At 44.5% G+C, this 20,422-nt stretch carries 16 protein-coding genes, 1 tRNA gene, 3 rRNA genes and 1 riboswitch; of the genes, 13 read left to right on the forward strand and 7 right to left on the reverse strand.

Going from position 1 to position 20,422, the window contains the following annotated elements; all coding sequences use genetic code 11:
• Positions 1-3: 3 nt before the first annotated feature.
• From mutT to secM, 3 genes are all read right to left on the reverse strand, one after another.
• Positions 4-402, reverse strand: a complete 399-nt coding sequence (mutT, locus tag LQ983_RS06380) for an 8-oxo-dGTP diphosphatase MutT (RefSeq protein WP_230622622.1) — start codon at positions 400-402, stop codon at positions 4-6.
• A gap of 86 nt (positions 403-488) precedes the next feature.
• The gene (gene secA, locus LQ983_RS06385; protein ID WP_230622058.1) at positions 489-3,197 is read right to left on the reverse strand and encodes a preprotein translocase subunit SecA; all 2,709 of its coding nucleotides are present in this window, start codon (positions 3,195-3,197) and stop codon (positions 489-491) included.
• Between the two features lie 77 nt (positions 3,198-3,274).
• Positions 3,275-3,592 carry a secA translation cis-regulator SecM gene (gene secM, locus LQ983_RS06390; RefSeq protein WP_021616028.1) on the reverse strand — a complete coding sequence of 106 codons (318 nt, stop codon included), beginning with the start codon at positions 3,590-3,592 and terminating at the stop codon, positions 3,275-3,277.
• Between the two features lie 91 nt (positions 3,593-3,683).
• Here secM and LQ983_RS06395 point away from each other — a divergent pair, with 91 nt between their 5' ends.
• Both LQ983_RS06395 and LQ983_RS06400 read left to right on the forward strand, forming a co-directional pair.
• A complete protein-coding gene (locus LQ983_RS06395; RefSeq protein ID WP_230622059.1) occupies positions 3,684-3,995 on the forward strand; it encodes a DciA family protein in 312 nt (103 codons plus the stop codon).
• A 39-nt stretch (positions 3,996-4,034) separates the two neighbouring features.
• On the forward strand, positions 4,035-4,442 hold the full coding sequence (locus LQ983_RS06400; RefSeq protein ID WP_230622060.1) for a MerR family transcriptional regulator: 408 nt from the start codon (positions 4,035-4,037) through the stop codon (positions 4,440-4,442).
• 64 nt (positions 4,443-4,506) lie between these two features.
• Here LQ983_RS06400 and LQ983_RS06405 read toward each other — a convergent pair whose 3' ends face one another.
• From LQ983_RS06405 to nadR, 3 genes are all read right to left on the reverse strand, one after another.
• Positions 4,507-5,730 carry an aromatic amino acid transporter gene (locus LQ983_RS06405; protein WP_230622061.1) on the reverse strand — a complete coding sequence of 408 codons (1,224 nt, stop codon included), beginning with the start codon at positions 5,728-5,730 and terminating at the stop codon, positions 4,507-4,509.
• Positions 5,731-5,841: 111 nt separating this feature from the next.
• Complete coding sequence (locus LQ983_RS06410) at positions 5,842-6,528, reverse strand: metallophosphoesterase (RefSeq protein WP_230622062.1); 687 nt, start codon at positions 6,526-6,528, stop codon at positions 5,842-5,844.
• A gap of 12 nt (positions 6,529-6,540) precedes the next feature.
• Positions 6,541-7,812 (reverse strand): multifunctional transcriptional regulator/nicotinamide-nucleotide adenylyltransferase/ribosylnicotinamide kinase NadR, encoded by a 1,272-nt coding sequence (gene nadR / locus LQ983_RS06415; protein ID WP_230622063.1) that lies wholly within the window; start codon positions 7,810-7,812, stop codon positions 6,541-6,543.
• 235 nt (positions 7,813-8,047) lie between these two features.
• Positions 8,048-8,195: riboswitch (FMN riboswitch) on the forward strand.
• Between the two features lie 108 nt (positions 8,196-8,303).
• Between nadR and ribB the strand changes: the two genes are divergently transcribed.
• A complete protein-coding gene (ribB, locus tag LQ983_RS06420; RefSeq protein ID WP_230622064.1) occupies positions 8,304-8,948 on the forward strand; it encodes a 3,4-dihydroxy-2-butanone-4-phosphate synthase in 645 nt (214 codons plus the stop codon).
• Between the two features lie 71 nt (positions 8,949-9,019).
• Here ribB and tusA read toward each other — a convergent pair whose 3' ends face one another.
• Positions 9,020-9,259, reverse strand: a complete 240-nt coding sequence (tusA, locus tag LQ983_RS06425; protein ID WP_006719522.1) for a sulfurtransferase TusA — start codon at positions 9,257-9,259, stop codon at positions 9,020-9,022.
• 86 nt (positions 9,260-9,345) lie between these two features.
• Here tusA and LQ983_RS06430 point away from each other — a divergent pair, with 86 nt between their 5' ends.
• The 10 genes from LQ983_RS06430 to rsmB all read left to right on the forward strand — a co-directional run bounded on the left by LQ983_RS06430 (position 9,346) and on the right by rsmB (position 20,402).
• A complete protein-coding gene (locus LQ983_RS06430) occupies positions 9,346-9,957 on the forward strand; it encodes a YigZ family protein (protein WP_230622065.1) in 612 nt (203 codons plus the stop codon).
• 12 nt (positions 9,958-9,969) lie between these two features.
• Complete coding sequence (locus LQ983_RS06435) at positions 9,970-11,433, forward strand: TrkH family potassium uptake protein (RefSeq protein WP_230622066.1); 1,464 nt, start codon at positions 9,970-9,972, stop codon at positions 11,431-11,433.
• On the forward strand, positions 11,433-11,945 hold the full coding sequence (gene hemG, locus LQ983_RS06440; protein WP_230622067.1) for a menaquinone-dependent protoporphyrinogen IX dehydrogenase: 513 nt from the start codon (positions 11,433-11,435) through the stop codon (positions 11,943-11,945). The genes LQ983_RS06435 and hemG overlap by 1 nt, the downstream gene beginning before the upstream one ends.
• 327 nt (positions 11,946-12,272) lie before the next feature.
• A 16S ribosomal RNA gene (locus LQ983_RS06445) occupies positions 12,273-13,812 on the forward strand.
• A gap of 100 nt (positions 13,813-13,912) precedes the next feature.
• Positions 13,913-13,988: transfer RNA gene (locus LQ983_RS06450), tRNA-Glu, on the forward strand.
• Between the two features lie 246 nt (positions 13,989-14,234).
• Positions 14,235-17,131, forward strand: a 23S ribosomal RNA gene (locus LQ983_RS06455).
• A gap of 146 nt (positions 17,132-17,277) precedes the next feature.
• Positions 17,278-17,393, forward strand: a 5S ribosomal RNA gene (rrf, locus tag LQ983_RS06460).
• Together the 16S, 23S and 5S rRNA genes with 1 tRNA gene alongside form the textbook arrangement of a ribosomal RNA operon.
• 112 nt (positions 17,394-17,505) lie before the next feature.
• Positions 17,506-18,018 (forward strand): peptide deformylase, encoded by a 513-nt coding sequence (gene def / locus LQ983_RS06465; protein ID WP_230622068.1) that lies wholly within the window; start codon positions 17,506-17,508, stop codon positions 18,016-18,018.
• 66 nt (positions 18,019-18,084) lie between these two features.
• Entirely contained in the window at positions 18,085-19,041 is a 957-nt protein-coding gene (fmt, locus tag LQ983_RS06470) for a methionyl-tRNA formyltransferase (RefSeq protein ID WP_230622069.1), read from the forward strand.
• Positions 19,041-20,402, forward strand: a complete 1,362-nt coding sequence (rsmB, locus tag LQ983_RS06475; RefSeq protein WP_230622070.1) for a 16S rRNA (cytosine(967)-C(5))-methyltransferase RsmB — start codon at positions 19,041-19,043, stop codon at positions 20,400-20,402. The genes fmt and rsmB overlap by 1 nt, the downstream gene beginning before the upstream one ends.
• The last annotated feature ends 20 nt before the right edge of the window (positions 20,403-20,422 follow it).

Genomic DNA, 20,422 nt, shown 5'->3' on the forward strand with positions numbered 1-20,422 from the left:
GAGTTAAGATTCGGCTAATAAACGTTGAATGAGTTTGGCATTTGCCGGAGGGAATTGACTGGCATCCAGTTCGTTTTGTGCCAACCAGAAACCTTCTTGTCCCTCACGCCCAAAGGGCTCGCCAACCCATTCTTCTACCAGATAAAAAAAGAAAGAAATCACTTTGGTTGGGTATTCAAATTCAAAGCGCTCAAACAGCTGTGCATTGAGTACCACAATACCGATTTCTTCTTCTAGTTCCCGTTTTAATGCCTGTTCCGGTGTTTCGCCTTTATCAACTTTACCGCCAGGAAACTCTAGGGACTGTGCAAAGTCTTGTCCTTCTAGGCGTTGGGTTAAATAAATTTGACCGAATTCGTTACGAATAATCCCGGCTGCAACCTGTACAAGCGGTTTCCCCATTTTTCTATCCTTCATTTCATATTCATGAAAAAAAGTGCGGTTAAAAATTGAATTGTTTTTCTAACCGCACTTTTATTTATTTCCAATTAATGTCTGGCACGACTGCCGTGGCAATGTTTGTATTTTTTACCGGAACCACATGGACAAGGTTCGTTACGCCCGATTTTATGGTGCTCTTCCACCGCATTTTGAGCGCCTTGTTCATCCTGTGATTCTTCATTATGATACTGCATTGCTGCCGCCTCGCGTTGCGCCAATTCTTGACGTAAACGTTCTGCTTCTTCCATTTCCTCTTGTGTGCGAACTTGGACGCGACTTAAGGTGGTGATCACACTTAATTTCAAAGCATCCAACATTTCGGTAAACATTTGGAAAGACTCTTTTTTGTACTCTTGTTTCGGATCTTTTTGTGCATAACCGCGTAAATGAATACCACGGCGTAGGTGATCCATCGCAGATAAATGTTCTTTCCAAAGTTCATCTAGAGTTTGTAACATCACTCCTTTTTCAAAATTGCGCATGGTTTGTGCACCGGCCAATTCTTCTTTGCGTTTATATTCATCAGTAGCCGCTTGAATAATACGCTCACGCAAGGTTTCTTCATGCAGATGATTGTCTTCATCCAGCCATTTGGTGATAGGTAAATCCAGCGCGAAATCTTGTTTTAAACGTTGTTCCAATGCCGGCACATCCCATTGTTCTTCCAGTGATTGTGGCGGAATATATTGATCGATAATGCTGTTGAAGACGTCTTGACGAATCACATCGATGGTGTCGGAAATATCGTCATTTTCTAACAATTCATTGCGTTGTTCATAAATCGCATGGCGTTGGTCGTTTGCTACATCATCAAATTCGAGTAAGTTTTTACGCCCATCGAAGTTATGCGCTTCCACTTTGGCTTGTGCGGAGGAAATGACTTTTGCCAACAGCTTGGATTCCATGGCCTCGCCAGGTTGACTGAAGGCTTTGCGCATCATGTTAAGTTTGCCTTCATTGAGGTAAATACGCATTAACGCATCGTCTAAGGACAAATAGAAGCGGGAAGAACCCGGGTCCCCTTGACGGCCGGAACGACCGCGCAACTGGTTGTCGATACGGCGGGATTCGTGGCGTTCTGTACCGATAATATGCAAGCCTCCGGCTTGTTTTACGATGTTATGACGTTCTTGCCATGCGGCTTTGATCGCCTCAATTTGTTCCGGCGTTGGATTTTCCAGTTTATCCACTTCCGCTTTCCAGTTACCTCCCAACACGATATCGGTACCACGTCCCGCCATGTTGGTGGCGATAGTGACGGCTCCCGGATACCCTGCATTAGCGACAATTTCCGCTTCTTGTGCGTGGAACTTGGCGTTCAACACATTATGCTTAATGCCAGCTTTATTCAACGCATTAGAGAGTAATTCGGATTTTTCAATAGAGATTGTTCCCACTAACACTGGTTGGTTACGTGCTACGCAATCTTTGATGTCCTCAATAATGGCGTTGAATTTGTATTCTTCTGTTTCAAACATCACATCAGTGCGATCATCACGAATCATCGGACGATTGGTCGGAATGACGACGGTTTCTAAGCCATAAATTTTTTGGAATTCAAAGGCTTCCGTATCCGCCGTACCAGTCATCCCCGCTAATTTTTCATATAAACGGAAATAGTTTTGGTAAGTGATAGAGGCGACAGTTTGGTTTTCGCTTTGAATTCGAACCCCTTCTTTGGCTTCGATGGCTTGGTGTAAGCCGTCCGACCAACGACGACCTGCCATCGTACGACCGGTGTGTTCATCTACGATAACAATCTCACCATCCTTCACGATGTAATCCACATCACGTTCAAATAAAGTATGAGCGCGCAATGCCGCCATAACGTGGTGTAACAAAGAAATTTTAGACGGTGAATAAAGGGATTCGGTGTCTTTCATGAATCCATGTTCAATTAACCATTGTTCGCATTTTTCTTGCCCACGTTCGGTCAAGTAAGCTTGTTTGGTTTTTAAATCCAACGTGTAATCGCCTGTGCCTTGATATTCTTCGGTATCTTCTTTGTCTTGTTTAATTAAGACAGGAATCAACTTATCGATAGCAATATACAGTTCGGAGCTGTCTTCTGCCTGACCGGAAATGATTAACGGCGTACGCGCTTCGTCGATTAAGATGGAGTCCACTTCGTCCACTAACGCATAGTAGAGATCTTTTTGAAAACGCTCTTGCGGGGCGTGCGCCAAGTTGTCACGTAAATAGTCAAAGCCTAGCTCGCTGTTGGTAGCATAAGTAATGTCCGCTGCGTATGCTGCGCGTTTTTCTTCCGGCGACATGCCCGGCACGTTTACGCCGACAGTCAGACCTAAAAATTCGAATAATGGACGGTTGGTTTCCGCATCGCGGCGGGCAAGATAGTCATTCACGGTAACCACATGCACGGCTTTGCCTGGCAAGGCGTTTAAGTAACATGGTAATGTTGCAGTTAAGGTTTTCCCTTCACCGGTACGCATTTCCGCGATACAGCGACTGTTTAGTACCATACCGCCGATAAGTTGTACGTCGAAATGACGCATACCAAGTACACGTTTACTGGCTTCACGCACGGTTGCGAATGCTTCCGGCATTAAACTTTCCAAGGTTGCGCCTTGTGCTAAACGATCACGGAATTCCGCCGTTTTGGCTTTGAGTTGTTCATCGCTTAACGCTTCGTATTCCGGCTCAAGTTTATTAATTTTGACGACGATTTTATTGAGGCGGCGCAAAACACGGTCGTTACGGCTGCCAAAAATTTTAGTTGCAATAGTTCTAAGCATAATTCTTTCTTTTTTAAAAACAGATAAATGAAATCGTTTAATGACATTAAACGACGGAATAAATAAGACAATCGAGGCTAAATGAATACCGGTCCGGCACGAATTGGCGCATGAGAAATAAACGGTGAACGCGAAAAGTGCGGTTCATTTTGGGAGAGAATTTCAACTGCCGGTAAGGTCTGTTGCGGTTGACATTGTTGCTGGCGGGTTTGTTGTAATAAAGACACCGCCGTTAAAATTTGAGGTGCATTTTGTTGTTGCGTATTTTGATAGTTTTCATTACCAACAGCGGCGGGATAATTCAGTTCCTGCGTTGCGGGCAAAACAAAAATTGCCAGCATGCCGAGAAGCAGTCGCGACCAAAAATTGTGTTTGCTTTTGTTGGAAATAATCATAGGGATTTCACTATCAAAAAATTGTCGGTATTGTAGCGGAATTTCGCTACAATGTCATAAATATTAGGGCGGAGAAGCGGAAAACAAGGCAATGCGTTATCAAAAACCGATCAATATTCAGACTTTATTGCAAGATTCGCCATTGGCGAAAATGATGCAAAAAGGCGTTCGACTGAATGAATTAAATCAGCAAATGAAAGCGTTCTTTCCCGTGGAATTTGCCGGGCTGTATCGTATTGCCAATATTGAACAACAGAGTTTGCGTATTGAGGTGGCCAATGCCATGGTTCGCCAAAGTTTTTTGTTTCGCCAACAGGCATTATTGGGCGTTATTCAGCAGCAGTTGCCGGAAATTACCGAACTCATTTTTTATATTAATCCTGAATTTCGTTCTGAGGCATAAAAGTGCGGTGTCTTTTTCAGGCGTTTTTACGGAGATGAGATGAAAATAGGGAAGTTAGCCAAAGCAGTTGGCTGTAGTGTGGATGCCATTCGATTTTATGAACAAAAAGGCATCATGCCACGCCCGCTACGTTCTGCAGGTGGTTTCCGTTTATACACGGACGAACATGTGCAGCGCTTGTCATTTATTTGTTATTGCCGATCTTTGGATATGTCCCTGGAAGAAATCAAATTGCTCTTGAGTTTAGACACCGCATCGGAACAACAAAAGACGGAAATTAATCAATTACTCGATCGGCATATTCAAGATATCGCCAAGCATATTCATCGTCTGCAACATTTACGCATGAATTTGTTGCAATTAAAACAGCAATGTGGTGAGTCGGAACAGCAGAATTTACTGCAGATCTTACAGCGTAGCCATGCGAAGTTCAGACCAATAAAATAATTTGAAACGCCATAAAAAAGCACCGCACTTTTTCACTAAGTGCGGTGCTTTTTTTATTTGTTTTTTAGCCGATAACTTGCGGGAGAACACCGGCTTGAATCAGGAATGGAATAACGATGATTAAAATCCCTATAAGTAAAGCGACAACCAGTGCGAAGTTTCCACCGGCAACGCGATAAGGTAAATTTTTATGTTGTTTTCTTGTGCGCCATGCTAATCCAATAGGCAAAATCAAACAGTAGAAAGCACACAGTAAACCGGCATAACCTAGAGCCGCTAAGAAGCCGTTTGGATAGAACAGGGCGAACAGCAACGGCGGAATAAAGGTGGTGATGGTTAAGCTAATTCTGTTTGCCGGCATTTTTGCACGTTTGAATAAATCGTTGAGCCCTTCAAATAAGCCTAATGCCACACCTAAGAAGGAGGTGATTAAGGCAAGTGAGTAAAAGACACTTAATACGCTACTCAAACTGCCGGTCAGGGCTTTGGTGGCGTTGATTAAGCCGGTGAGCGTTGGGTTGTCTTTTAGCACGGAAACAAATTCACGTTGACTTAAAATGCCGTGAGTCGCGAGCTGCCATAATAAGTAGGCAACTAATGGAATGGATGTACCGATAATAATGGCGTTTTTAAAACGTTTTACATCACCATCTAAGTAGCTATTGATGCTCCCCATGACCACATGGAAACCGAAAGAGGTAAAGAAAATCGGTGCGGCGGATAAAATCAACGCATAATCCAATGGTTTTTCCATGAGGTTTTCAAGGCTGATGCGTGGCAACATCATGGCTAATACAAGAATGAAGATGATGATTTTGCCGGAAAAGAGCAATCGGGTAATGCCATCAACACCACTGGTACCAATGACGACAAAGGCGCCAAGAAGCACGGTGAAAGCAAGAATGGACATTTTCAGCGTGTTGTCACTTGAGCCGAAGAGATCGGCCGGTAATACGTTAGCTAATAATGAACCGCCGCCGGTCATATAGGCAGCCGATAAGGCGTAAAGGAGAATAAATAAGGAAACCGTAGAAATCACGCGGCCCGGCATGCCGAAGTATTTTTCTGCTAAGGTGGCGACACCGTCATCTTTACGTTGTGCGGTTTGATACACTTCTACAAACAACAATCCGCTGTAAGCGAGAAGTAACCAAAGCCCGAACAACAAGGCGGCAGTGAAGCCGAAGCCCATGCCGGCAGAGGTTAATGGCATGGCTAACATGCCGGCGCCAATAGAGGTTCCTGCTATAATTAAGGCACTGCCTAAGGTTTTATTTTTTAACAACATAAAAAATCCTAAAAAGTAAACGAGTAGGTGACATAAAATAACCCTATACGACCTATAAATAAATAGCTTTTATGCAAAGTGCGGTCAGATTTTTGGGGATTTTTGAGAAAATTATAAATTTCGGTCATCAACGCCGATATGAAGGTAGTTCCCTTGTATATCACATAAGCTGCGAAATCCTACGTTGATAATTTGGTATCGTTGCTGCGCCGGTGTCGTATATTGAAAATTTTCGTGGTGATGGCCGTGATAAATTTGTGTAACGCCCATTTTTTCGGCCAGTTGATTGATTACAGCAAAACCTGATGGATGCGGTTTTGGTGCCTCATGACAAATCAAAATGTCGGCTTGCTGTTGTTCTAACACTTCAATATCTGATGGGAAAATCGAAGTGCGGTGACGTAACGGCACACCGCCGCGCCAGATTTTTTCTTGTGAACAATATTGGCAATAGTGAATCGGGTCAAAGAAGAGCGGTTTATTCGGTGGCATCCAGATTTGTCCGCGAAACACGCCGCCTAGCCCGGCAATGCGTTTTCCTTGAATTTCTTGTACCCGACCATGTAGGCTGCGCGTATGCCATTCTGTTCCCCAAAGGGATTCAAAGGCCGCAACGGTTTTACTGTCATGGTTACCGTGAATAAACCAAAGATCCGCATATTGCGCCAGTTTCTCCAACGGTTCCGGGGTGGTGAGTTGTAAATCGCCAAGAATGACCAATGCCACATCCTTATGTTCTTTTATGAATGGATAAAGGTGGTCAAAACTGCCATGGGGATCGCCTGCAAATAAAATCATAGTCTCTCTAATTTAAAAAATGGAATGCCCATGCTCGCTATTGAGTTCGGGGAGTTCTTCTTCGTTGAGTATCTTTTCAACGATGGCTTTAACTTGATTGTAACGGTCTAAATAACTCGGTGATTCAATTTCAATGTAAGGCACTTTGTATTTATCTAACAATTTTTTGAGTAAATGTTGAAAACGTTGTCGTTGCTTTTGGCTGCCTAAACTGCGTAAACCATCGTCCACCCATTGGGTATTATTGTTTAGCAAAATGGTCACATCAAAAGGGTATTCTTTAATCATGGAATCCAAAAATGGATGCGCTTTACCTTCATACTGAATACAAAATGCCTGTGTTGTAATAAAGTCCGTATCAATAATCGCCACTTTATGCGCATGACGCACAGCATAGTCAATGTAGCGTTGATGCCCCAATGCCATTTGTGGATAGTCGGAATATTGCATTGCTTGTTCGTCACCGCCCAGTTGTTCAAAGACGAATTCGCGACCATATTCCCACGCCGACGTGGTGTTAAATACGGTGGCCAGTTTGCTCACCAATACGCTTTTTCCGCTGCTTTCGCCGCCCAAAATTGCAATGGTTTTAGAGAAGAATGGGCGTACTTCTTTCGGAATGAATTTCCAATAATGGAACGGTTTATTGCGAATTTTTGTAGCGGAAATATTAAAAAATTCTCGTTCAGGATCGACCAAAGAAACTTCTAGATTTAAATACTTTTCATAAGGGGCTTTGTCTTGAATTTCGCTACTGAATACGATATTAGGTTCAAATCCTTTTTCTTTAAATAATTCCTTCACGCGTTCAGCCCAAGCCGGCCAACCATTTGGATAACTTGGTAAACCATCTTCAATTAAGTGATGAATAAAAATTTGATTCTTTTGATACTTAAAAATTTGTTGCATCCAACGCAAGCGATCTTGCACTGTTGGCATGCGTTTCATTTTGCTGTCATAAAATAGTTTTAAATCGCGCTCTGTGTCGCTACACACAATAACATGTACTTCATCGACCTTACTGAACGCTTCATAAATCATATTAATATGGCCGGTATGCACGGGATAAAACTTACCGAAAATAACACCGACTTTTTTATGGTTAGGTTCCGTAATTTGTAGCACGCGATGGATCGCACTTAGCTTGTTTGCGCTCGGGTTTTTAATTTTTCCGCTCACTAACTGATTGAAATAAGCGCGGGTGATATTGGCACGTTGGCAAATATCATTAACCTTGAGGTTTAGTTGTTTACGTTTTTCTTGTAAATAATAAAAAGCGGACATACTCATCTCCTTATGAAAGAAAGCATGGGCAAAAGTGCGGTCGAGATTTATCGTGTTTTTACGCAAGTAGTTTAATGATGAAGATGCGTTAATACAGGAATATGTTGTATAACATGCACTATTTTTGAGGAATCTAGCATAGATGCCTCAATTTGGTGAATGATTTGCGCTATTGTATGCAAATCAGCTCTAAATAAAAACATTTTTTCTTCATTTGCTTTGCGCTATACTGTGCCCGCATTCTCAGGGCAGGGCGAAATTCCCTACCGGTGGTAAATATGTTTAGACATAAAGCCCACGAGCGTTTGCCTTTATAGGCAAAGTCAGCAGATTTGGTGTAATTCCAAAGCCGACAGTAAAAGTCTGGATGAAAGAGAATTTTAGCGACTTAATTTATTAGGTTGCTCTTGTTGTTATATGCGATTTGTATTGGCAACACTCCCTCATCAGCCCTGGTTCTGGTATCTCAAGTTTTAACGAAGGAATTTACTATGAATCAGTCATTATTATCCCAATTCGGCACCGCAGAAGAACGCGTTATTAACGCAATCAATACCTTTAAACAAGGTCATGGCGTGCTTGTTCTTGATGATGAAGATCGTGAAAATGAAGGCGATCTGATTTTCCCGGCAGAAACCATTACTCCCGAACAAATGACGATGTTAATTCGTTATGGTAGTGGCATTGTGTGTTTATGTATCACGGATGAATTGTGCCAACAATTAGCCTTGCCACCGATGGTGTCTGATAACACCAGTGTGAATAAGACGGCGTTTACAGTGACGATTGAAGCGGCGAAAGGCGTGTCTACCGGTGTTTCTGCAGCAGATCGCGTGACAACGATTAAAACAGCGATTGCCGATGGCGCGAAACCGGCAGATTTACACCGTCCGGGCCATGTGTTTCCATTACGCGCGGCAAATGGTGGTCTGCTGGAACGTCGCGGGCATACAGAAGCGTCAGTTGAATTGGCTCGTCTTGCCGGCTTTAAACCTGCCGGAGTGATTTGTGAAATCATGAACGATGACGGCACGATGGCAAGAGCGCCACAGATTGTTGAATTTGCGAAAAAGTTTGGCTACGCGGTGGTGACAATTGAAGATTTAGTGGAATATAAATTACAACAAAAATTGTGATGAATCTTTGATAGGAAAAGTGCGGTGTGTTTTAGAAACGTTTTTAAAACCCACCGCACTTTTGCTTTGGGTTATTTTCCTTTTTTCACCCAATAGCGATAAGGCATTTGATCCGTTTCGCTATGTAGCAACGTATGATCCATGAATTGGCAGAAACTAGGAATATCCCGAGTCGTTGCCGGATCATCGGCAAGCATTAGCAGTACGTCGCCTTCTTGTAAATGGCGAATGTGTTTGCGTATCAACATGACCGGTTCCGGGCAACGTAAGCCAATCGTATCAAGTGTTTGGGTGATTTTGATATTATCCATCTTTGCTATTTATTAGGAAAAATTACGGGATATAATACAGAAAGTATGATACAAAATCAGCAAAATTCCTTAAGCGCATCAAACGTATGATTGAGTACCGAATTCCAAAAAGTGCGGTAGATTTTTCCGAAGAAATTAAAAAAAGCCGTTTTATTACTTATTTGCAACATACGGAAGGCTTAGAGCAAGCAAAAGCGTTCTGGGCGGAAATTAAGGCATTGCATCCAAGTGCGCGTCATTGGTGTTGGGCAGCTGTTTCCGGTAGTCCGAATGATTCTCAACAATTTGGATTTTCTGATGATGGCGAACCGAGCGGTACTGCCGGAAAACCGATGCTAGCCGCGTTGCAAGGGAGTGGATTGGGTGAAATCAGTGCGGTGACGGTGCGTTATTATGGCGGTATTTTGTTGGGCACCGGCGGATTGGTTCGAGCTTATAGTGGCGGCGTTCAACAGGCATTAAAATTATTGGAAACTGACACGAAAGTGAACTATACGCATTATGAAGTGCGGTGCGATTATCCACAGATTAATGGACTTCAGGCGTTATGTGAGCACCATACGGTGTTGATTTTGGAACAAGATTTTCAGGCGCAGGTTAGGTTACGTTTGGCGATTCGCCCCGATAAATTCGCATTTTTTCAGCAAGCGTTAACGGAACGATTCGCAGGGCAGTTAGGTTTAGTAAAAATAGAATAAGAGAGATTTTTAGTGCATTTTTTATCCATTTTACGCATCGTCGGAATTTTAGTGATGTGCTTTTCCTGCACTATGTTATTGCCTGCATTTGTCGCGTTATTATACGGTGACGGTGGTGGTAAAGCCTTTATTCAATCCTTTGTGATGAGTGCGATTGCCGGTGCGATTCTTTGGTGGGTCTGTCATGAACATAAGGAAGAATTGCGCTCGCGGGAAGGTTTTTTAATTGTTGTGGCTTTTTGGGTTGTTATGGGAAGCCTCGGTGCCATTCCTTTTATTCTCTCTGATAATCCGGATTTAACCGTATCCTCCGCCTTTTTTGAAGCTTTCTCCGGTTTAACCACTACCGGCGCAACGAATATCGTTGGGTTAGATAATCTGCCGAAAGCGATTTTGTTCTATCGCCAGTTATTGCAATGGCTTGGTGGGATGGGGATCATTGTATTAGCGGTGGCGATCATTCCTTTATTAGGAATCGGTGGTATGTCTCTTTATCGGGCGGAAATTTCAGGGCCGCTTAAAGAAGACAAAATGCGTCCACGTATTGCCGAAACCGCTAAAACTTTGTGGCTTATTTATGCTTCTTTAACGCTACTTTGTGCCTTTGCCTACTGGCTCGCGGGCATGTCACCTTTTGATGCGATTACCCACAGCTTCTCTACCGTTTCTATCGGTGGTTTTTCGACACATGATAGCAGTATGGCGTATTTTAATAGTCCTGCTGTCAACCTTATTACCGTGGCTTTTTTACTGATTTCTGCTTGTAACTATGCGTTGCACTTCAATGCGTTTTCTAATCTTGGTAAACGAAATATTTTTGTGAGTTATTTTCGCGATCCGGAATTTCGTTTCTTTATGTTTATTCAGATCGCTTTGGTGACGATCTGCTTTTTTATGTTATTAACCAATCATCATTTTAATGGGACTTTCAAGAATCTCGAGCAAGCAGCCTTCCAATCCGTATCGATTTCAACGACAGCAGGTTATACCACATCTAGCTTTGACCAATGGCCATTATTTTTGCCTATTCTACTTTTATTTGCTTCTTTTATTGGCGGATGTGCAGGTTCTACAGGTGGTGGTTTAAAGGTCATACGAATCTTGGTTCTTTCGCTACAAGGAAAACGTGAACTTAAACGCTTAATTCACCCGACTTTGGTGTACCCCGTCAAACTAGGTAAGCGTGTTCTGGATGAGCGGGTAATACAAAGTATTTGGGCATTTTTCTCTGCCTATTTACTGGTTTTTGTTGTGTGCTTACTGGGGGTTATCAGTTGTGGTGTTGAAACGTTCGATGCGTTTAACGCGGTTATTGCCTGTTTAAATAACCTCGGACCGGGTCTTGGTTCGGTGAGTAGCAATTTCGTCAGTATTCCCGATAGCGCCAAATGGATCCTCACTTTAACTATGGTTTGTGGACGCTTGGAAATTTTCTCATTATTAGTCTTATTTACACCGGCATTTTGGAAATCCTAATGAAAACACTTATCTTATATTCCACTCGTGATGGACAAACTAAAAAAATAGCCAACTATATTGCAGGAATTATTCACGAAAATGTTGATGTGAAGTCAATTACTGATATGTATGAGTTGGCTAATTATGATCGCATTATTATCGGAGCCTCGATCCGTTATGGGCATTTTAATAAAGTGCTTTATAAAACGTTGGAAAAACACACCGCACTTTTGAACCAAAAAACTACAGCCTTCTTCGGGGTCAATTTGACTGCACGAAAACCCGAAAAGTCGACACCAGAGACGAATATTTATGTGCGTAAATTTTTACAGCGTATCACCTGGAAACCGACAATGTCAGCTGTATTTGCCGGTGCGCTATTTTATCCACGCTACAATTTCTTTGATCGTATTATGATTCAGTTGATTATGCGAATTACAGGAGGCGAAACGGATCCAACGAAAGAGATCGAATATACGGACTGGCAAAAAGTGCGGTCATTTTCTGAGGCATTTTTGCAGCTAAAATAAGCGAATTGTATTTTTTCTAACTTATCGATAAGAAAATGTAAAAATTTGCTTGATCCATTTATCTTGAACCCTATAATACGCCTCCGCACCGCAAGGGAGAAAAAAATAAATAAATTTTTTCTTGACGATAAATGGAAACTTTACTTATAATTCGCAACCTTGCTTATGCAAATGTTCTTTAACAATCAATCAGACAAACTGTGTGGGCACTTGAAGATTCGTTTTTATCATTAAAGATTTTAAAATTGAACTGAATAGTGCTACGAAGATTCGTTTATTTATATAGATGATTAATTAAGTCAGCAGTATTGAGCGATTAAACTTTTTGAATTGAAGAGTTTGATCATGGCTCAGATTGAACGCTGGCGGCAGGCTTAACACATGCAAGTCGAACGGTAACAGGAGAAAGCTTGCTTTCTTGCTGACGAGTGGCGGACGGGTGAGTAATGCTTGGGAATCTGGCTTATGGAGGGGGATAACGACGGGAAACTGTCGCTAATACCGCGTAGTGTCGAGAGATGAAAGTGCGGGACCGCAAGGCCGCATGCCATAGGATGAGCCCAAGTGGGATTAGGTAGTTGGTGGGGTAAAGGCCTACCAAGCCGACGATCTCTAGCTGGTCTGAGAGGATGACCAGCCACACCGGGACTGAGACACGGCCCGGACTCCTACGGGAGGCAGCAGTGGGGAATATTGCGCAATGGGGGCAACCCTGACGCAGCCATGCCGCGTGAATGAAGAAGGCCTTCGGGTTGTAAAGTTCTTTCGGTGACGAGGAAGGCGTGATGTTTAATAGGCATCACGATTGACGTTAATCACAGAAGAAGCACCGGCTAACTCCGTGCCAGCAGCCGCGGTAATACGGAGGGTGCGAGCGTTAATCGGAATAACTGGGCGTAAAGGGCACGCAGGCGGCTATTTAAGTGAGGTGTGAAATCCCCGGGCTTAACCTGGGAATTGCATTTCAGACTGGGTAGCTAGAGTACTTTAGGGAGGGGTAGAATTCCACGTGTAGCGGTGAAATGCGTAGAGATGTGGAGGAATACCGAAGGCGAAGGCAGCCCCTTGGGAATGTACTGACGCTCATGTGCGAAAGCGTGGGGAGCAAACAGGATTAGATACCCTGGTAGTCCACGCTGTAAACGCTGTCGATTTGGGGATTGGGCCTTGAGCTTGGTGCCCGAAGCTAACGTGATAAATCGACCGCCTGGGGAGTACGGCCGCAAGGTTAAAACTCAAATGAATTGACGGGGGCCCGCACAAGCGGTGGAGCATGTGGTTTAATTCGATGCAACGCGAAGAACCTTACCTACTCTTGACATCCATGGAATCCTGTAGAGATACGGGAGTGCCTTCGGGAACCATGAGACAGGTGCTGCATGGCTGTCGTCAGCTCGTGTTGTGAAATGTTGGGTTAAGTCCCGCAACGAGCGCAACCCTTATCCTTTGTTGCCAGCGATTCGGTCGGGAACTCAAAGGAGACTGCCGGTGATAAACCGGAGGAAGGTGGGGATGACGTCAAGTCATCATGGCCCTTACGAGTAGGGCTACACACGTGCTACAATGGCGTATACAGAGGGCGACGAAGCCGCGAGGTGGAGTGAATCTCACAAAGTACGTCTAAGTCCGGATTGGAGTCTGCAACTCGACTCCATGAAGTCGGAATCGCTAGTAATCGCGAATCAGAATGTCGCGGTGAATACGTTCCCGGGCCTTGTACACACCGCCCGTCACACCATGGGAGTGGGTTGTACCAGAAGTAGATAGCTTAACCTTCGGGAGGGCGTTTACCACGGTATGATTCATGACTGGGGTGAAGTCGTAACAAGGTAACCGTAGGGGAACCTGCGGTTGGATCACCTCCTTACCAAAGATAGAATCGACTTTAAGTGTTCACACAGTTTGTTTGATGGTTGTAGACAAGGAAAGAGCAAAATATCAAAGAGAAGAGAGCATCTTTATATGCTGTCCCCATCGTCTAGAGGCCTAGGACATCGCCCTTTCACGGCGGTAACCGGGGTTCGAATCCCCGTGGGGACGCCATTTAAAGATGATTTTTCATCTTATCTGTTCTTTAAAAATCTGGAAACAAGCTGAAAACGAGACTTTCAAGAAAGTCTGAGTGAGAGTGATTGATAAAAGGCAATGACTCTTAATAAATTAACTGTTACTGCTTAGCGACATTAAGTGTTTTTCGATTCAATCTTGTGATTTTAAGTGGATTTTAGATTTAAATTAACTTTTAAGTTTATGAAATTGAATTCATTATAAGAATACTTGAGGTTGTATGGTTAAGTGACAAAGCGTACAAGGTGGATGCCTTGGCAATCAGAGGCGAAGAAGGACGTGCTAATCTGCGAAAAGCTTGGATGAGTCGATAAGAGGCGTTTAATCCAAGATGTCCGAATGGGGAAACCCAGTGGGTGAAGAACCCACTATCATTATCTGAATCCATAGGATAATGAGGCGAACCGGGAGAACTGAAACATCTAAGTACCCCGAGGAAAAGAAATCAACCGAGATTTTGTGAGTAGCGGCGAGCGAAAGCGAAGGAGCCTGTTAGTGATAGCGGAAGTATTAGAGGAATTGGCTGGGAAGCCAAATCGTAGAGGGTGATAATCCCGTACTCGAAAATACTTTTGTGGTACTGAGCTAACGATAAGTAGGGCGGGACACGTGATATCCTGTTTGAAGATGGGGGGACCATCCTCCAAGGCTAAATACTCCTGATTGACCGATAGTGAACCAGTACTGTGAAGGAAAGGCGAAAAGAACCCCGGTGAGGGGAGTGAAATAGAACCTGAAACCTTGTACGTACAAGCAGTGGGAGCCCGTGAGGGTGACTGCGTACCTTTTGTATAATGGGTCAGCGACTTATATTTTGTAGCGAGGTTAACCGAATAGGGGAGCCGAAGGGAAACCGAGTCTTAACTGGGCGAATAGTTGCAAGGTATAGACCCGAAACCCGGTGATCTAGCCATGGGCAGGTTGAAGGTTGGGTAACACTAACTGGAGGACCGAACCGACTAATGTTGAAAAATTAGCGGATGACTTGTGGCTGGGGGTGAAAGGCCAATCAAACCGGGAGATAGCTGGTTCTCCCCGAAATCTATTTAGGTAGAGCCTTGAGCGGACACCTTCGGGGGTAGAGCACTGTTTCGGCTAGGGGGCCATCCCGGCTTACCAACCCGATGCAAACTACGAATACCGAAGAGTGATACTCAGGAGACACACGGCGGGTGCTAACGTCCGTCGTGGAGAGGGAAACAACCCAGACCGCCAGCTAAGGTCCCAAAGTCTATATTAAGTGGGAAACGAAGTGGGAAGGCTTAGACAGCTAGGATGTTGGCTTAGAAGCAGCCATCATTTAAAGAAAGCGTAATAGCTCACTAGTCGAGTCGGCCTGCGCGGAAGATGTAACGGGGCTCAAATATAGCACCGAAGCTGCGGCATCAGACGTAAGTCTGTTGGGTAGGGGAGCGTTGTGTAAGCGGATGAAGGTTCATCGAGAGGTGGGCTGGACGTATCACAAGTGCGAATGCTGACATAAGTAACGATAAAACGGGTGAAAAACCCGTTCGCCGGAAGACCAAGGGTTCCTGTCCAACGTTAATCGGGGCAGGGTGAGTCGGCCCCTAAGGCGAGGCTGAAAAGCGTAGTCGATGGGAAACGGGTTAATATTCCCGTACTTGGATAAACTGCGATGTGGGGACGGAGTAGGTTAGGTTAGCGACCTGTTGGATATGGTCGTTTAAGTTCGTAGGTGGGGAGTTTAGGCAAATCCGGACTTCCTTAACACTGAGAGATGATGACGAGGCTCTACGGAGCTGAAGTAACTGATACCACACTTCCAGGAAAAGCCACTAAGCTTCAGGTTTATCTAAACCGTACTGAAAACCGACACAGGTGGTCAGGTAGAGAATACTCAGGCGCTTGAGAGAACTCGGGTGAAGGAACTAGGCAAAATAGCACCGTAACTTCGGGAGAAGGTGCGCCGGCGTAGATTGTAAGGGTTTACCCCTGAAGGTTGAACCGGTCGAAGATACCAGCTGGCTGCAACTGTTTATTAAAAACACAGCACTCTGCAAACACGAAAGTGGACGTATAGGGTGTGATGCCTGCCCGGTGCTGGAAGGTTAATTGATGGTGTAATCGAAAGAGAAGCTCCTGATCGAAGCCCCAGTAAACGGCGGCCGTAACTATAACGGTCCTAAGGTAGCGAAATTCCTTGTCGGGTAAGTTCCGACCTGCACGAATGGCATAATGATGGCCAGGCTGTCTCCACCCGAGACTCAGTGAAATTGAAATCGCCGTGAAGATGCGGTGTACCCGCGGCTAGACGGAAAGACCCCGTGAACCTTTACTATAGCTTGACACTGAACATTGAATTTTGATGTGTAGGATAGGTGGGAGACTTTGAAGTAGTCACGCCAGTGATTATGGAGTCGTCCTTGAAATACCACCCTTTAACGTTTGATGTTCTAACGAAGATGACGAAACGTGGTCTCGGACAGTGTCTGGTGGGTAGTTTGACTGGGGCGGTCTCCTCCCAAAGAGTAACGGAGGAGCACGAAGGTTTGCTAATCACGGTCGGACATCGTGAGGTTAGTGCAATGGTATAAGCAAGCTTAACTGCGAGACAGACAAGTCGAGCAGGTACGAAAGTAGGTCATAGTGATCCGGTGGTTCTGTATGGAAGGGCCATCGCTCAACGGATAAAAGGTACTCCGGGGATAACAGGCTGATACCGCCCAAGAGTTCATATCGACGGCGGTGTTTGGCACCTCGATGTCGGCTCATCACATCCTGGGGCTGAAGTAGGTCCCAAGGGTATGGCTGTTCGCCATTTAAAGTGGTACGCGAGCTGGGTTTAGAACGTCGTGAGACAGTTCGGTCCCTATCTGCCGTGGGCGTTGGAGAATTGATTGGGGCTGCTCCTAGTACGAGAGGACCGGAGTGGACGCATCACTGGTGTTCCAGTTGTCTCGCCAGAGGCATTGCTGGGTAGCTACATGCGGAAGAGATAAGTGCTGAAAGCATCTAAGCACGAAACTTGCCAAGAGATGAGTTCTCCCTGTCTTTAAGACAGTAAGGGTTGTTTAAGACTAAGACGTAGATAGGTGCGGTGTGTAAGTGTAGTGATACATTGAGCTAACGCATACTAATTGCCCGAGAGGCTTAGCCATACAACGCTCAAGTGTTTTTGGGGAGACCTGGAGCATGGAGCGAAGTAGAGTAGCAGTTAAGAGAGTGGACGTAGAAGAGAGTTGAGAGAAGGCTTGTTTTTAGATTAAGAAGACGCGAATAAGATAAGATAGAAATCATAAAGAATATTGGCGGCGATAGTGCGGTGGGCCCACCTGACTCCATACCGAACTCAGAAGTGAAACGCCGTAATGCCGATGGTAGTGTGGGGCATCCCCATGTGAGAGTAGGTCACCGCCAAGCCTGATAGGAACCCCTGATGTGAGAGCATCGGGGGTTTTTGCTTTTTACAGCATAGGAATTTTATGAGAAAAAGGCTACAATAACGCACTTATTTTAAATTCTAAGAGAAATTATGACAGTTTTAAACGTACTTATTTACCCAGAAGAACATCTGAAAGTTGTTTGCGATCCTGTGTTGGATGTGAATGATGATACCCGCAAAATTATTGATGATATGTTTGACACTATGTATCAAGAAGAAGGCATTGGTTTAGCCGCGCCTCAGGTCGATATTTTACAGCGTATTATTACTATCGACATTGAAGGTGACAAACAAAATCAATTGGTATTGATTAACCCTGAAATTTTGGATTCCGAAGGTGAGACCGGTATTGAAGAAGGTTGTTTATCTATTCCGGGATTTCGCGCTTTAGTGCCTCGTAAAGAAAAAGTCACCGTCAAAGCTTTGGATCGTGATGGTAAAGAATTTACCTTAAAAGCCGATGGTTTACTGGCCATTTGTATCCAGCATGAGATTGATCATCTTAACGGCATCCTTTTCGTAGATTATCTTTCTCCGTTGAAACGTCAACGCATCAAAGAGAAGCTGATGAAAGTGAAAAAACAAATGGAAAAGCAAAAATAATTGTGAATCCTCCAGAAGTGCGGTAATTTTTAGCCGCACTTTTATTTATCTATGACGTAGAACATTATGAAACCACTCAATATTATCTTTGCCGGCACGCCGGACTTTGCTGCACAGCATTTACAAGCTTTACTCAATTCTTCCCATAACGTTATTGCTGTTTACACCCAGCCGGATAAACCTGCCGGGCGTGGTAAAAAATTGCAAGCCAGCCCTGTGAAACAGTTAGCCGAGCAACATCAGATTCCTGTCTATCAACCAAAATCCTTACGGAAGCCGGAAGCGCAATTAGAATTGAGCGCACTGAATGCGGATGTGATGGTTGTGGTGGCTTATGGTTTGATTTTACCTCAAGCCGTCTTAGATGCACCAACCTATGGTTGTTTAAATGTGCACGGTTCTTTGTTGCCGCGTTGGCGTGGTGCTGCACCGATTCAACGATCAATTTGGGCAGGCGATACACAGACCGGCGTCACGATTATGCAAATGGATGCCGGTTTGGACACGGGCGATATGCTGCACAAAGTGTATTGTGATATTTTGCCGACAGAAACGTCCACAAGCCTTTATCACAAACTGGCAGAGCTTGCGCCGTCGGCGTTAATTGATGTATTGGATAATTTAGGAACCGGTAGATTCACCGCGGAAAAACAAGATGACACCCAAAGCAATTATGCCGACAAACTTTCCAAAGAAGAAGCCAAGTTAAATTGGCAGCTATCGGCAGCGCAGTTGGAACGCAACATTCGCGCATTTAATCCTTGGCCGATGGTTTATTTGGAATTAATGGATGGACAGAATCATCCGCAAACGCTGAAAGTGTATCAAGCAACCGTGTTGCCCCATGTGAATAAAACACCGGGGACGATTTTAGCCGCTGATAAACAGGGTATCCAAATCGCGACAGCGGATGGCGTACTGAATTTATTGCAATTACAACCGGCGGGTAAGAAACCGATGTCGGCGCAGGATTTATTAAACGGACGTGCCGATTGGTTCCAAGTGGGTAAGGTGCTGGCCTAATGGAAAAACAATACTCATCTACAAAAAAGCCGCCAAAAACAACCGCACTTTCTACGCGTGCGATGGCGGCGAAAGTGATTTTGCAAGTGTTGGATGAAGGTAAATCCTTGTCCACGTTGATACCGGAAGCACAATCCTCGGTGAAAGCGCAAGATTTGCCGTTATTGCAAGAAATCTGTTTTGGTGTATGTCGCGTACTGCCTCGTTTGGAACAAATTATCAAACGCCTTGTGGATAAACCACTTAAAGGCAAAACGCGCATTGTGCATTGTTTGCTATTGGTCGGTTTATATCAGCTGCTTTATATGCGAATCCCTGCGCATGCTGCGGTAGATGAAGTGGTGAATGCGACGAAATCTTTAAAATCCGACAGTTTTCGTGGTTTGGTGAATGGGGTACTGCGTCGATTTTTGCGCGAACAAGATGATATTCTTGCGATTGTGGATAAACATTGGCAAACGCTGCATCCTGATTGGTTTGTGAATAAACTGAAAAAGGTTTATCCGAACTGGCGCGAGATCATTGAAGCCAATAATCAAAAGCCACCAATGTGGTTGCGGGTGAATACGCAAAAAAACAGCTTGGAAACTTACCGCACTTTATTAGCGACACAGCAAATGGAAACGCAGGTGACGTCTCATCCGCAGGCGCTGGGGTTAACTCAGCCGACCGCCGTGCAAAATTTACCGTTGTTTGCCGAAGGTGGTGTGACAGTCCAAGATCTTCATGCGCAATGGGCGGCGTTATTATTACAGCCACAAAATCATGAGGTGATTTTAGATGCCTGTGCAGCACCGGGTGGCAAAACCACCCATATTTTAGAACTGGCGCCGCAGGCTGATGTGATGGCATTGGATGTGGAAGAAAATCGTTTGCAGCGCGTGAAAGAAAATTTAGCACGGATGCAACAGCAGGCGACTGTCGTGTGTGGCGACGCGGCGAATCCACAAGCATGGCTAGACAAATTGGGCAAAAGTGCGGTGCGTTTTGATCGCATTTTATTAGATGCGCCTTGTTCCGCCACTGGGGTAATTCGCCGTCACCCGGATATTAAATGGCTGCGTCAAGAGATCGATATCGATCAGTTGGTTACCTTGCAAAGGCAGATTTTAGACACCCTGTGGCATTATTTAAAACCGAACGGGATATTGTTGTATGCCACTTGTTCTGTGCTTGCGGAAGAAAATAGTCAGCAAATTGAGCGCTTTTTGCAAAATACACCTGATGCGCAATTGCTCCCGTTGGATTTACCGCCTGATGTGCTTGCGTGTAATCAAAGTGCGGTCGGTTTTCAGTTTATTCCACAGATAAACGGTGGCGACGGTTTTTATTACGCGAAATTGGTGAAACGTCAGGGCTAATGTTAGCCATGGAGAGAATC

This window comes from Aggregatibacter sp. Marseille-P9115, assembly GCF_920939465.1.
Taxonomy (GTDB): Bacteria; Pseudomonadota; Gammaproteobacteria; order Enterobacterales; family Pasteurellaceae; genus Aggregatibacter; species Aggregatibacter segnis_B.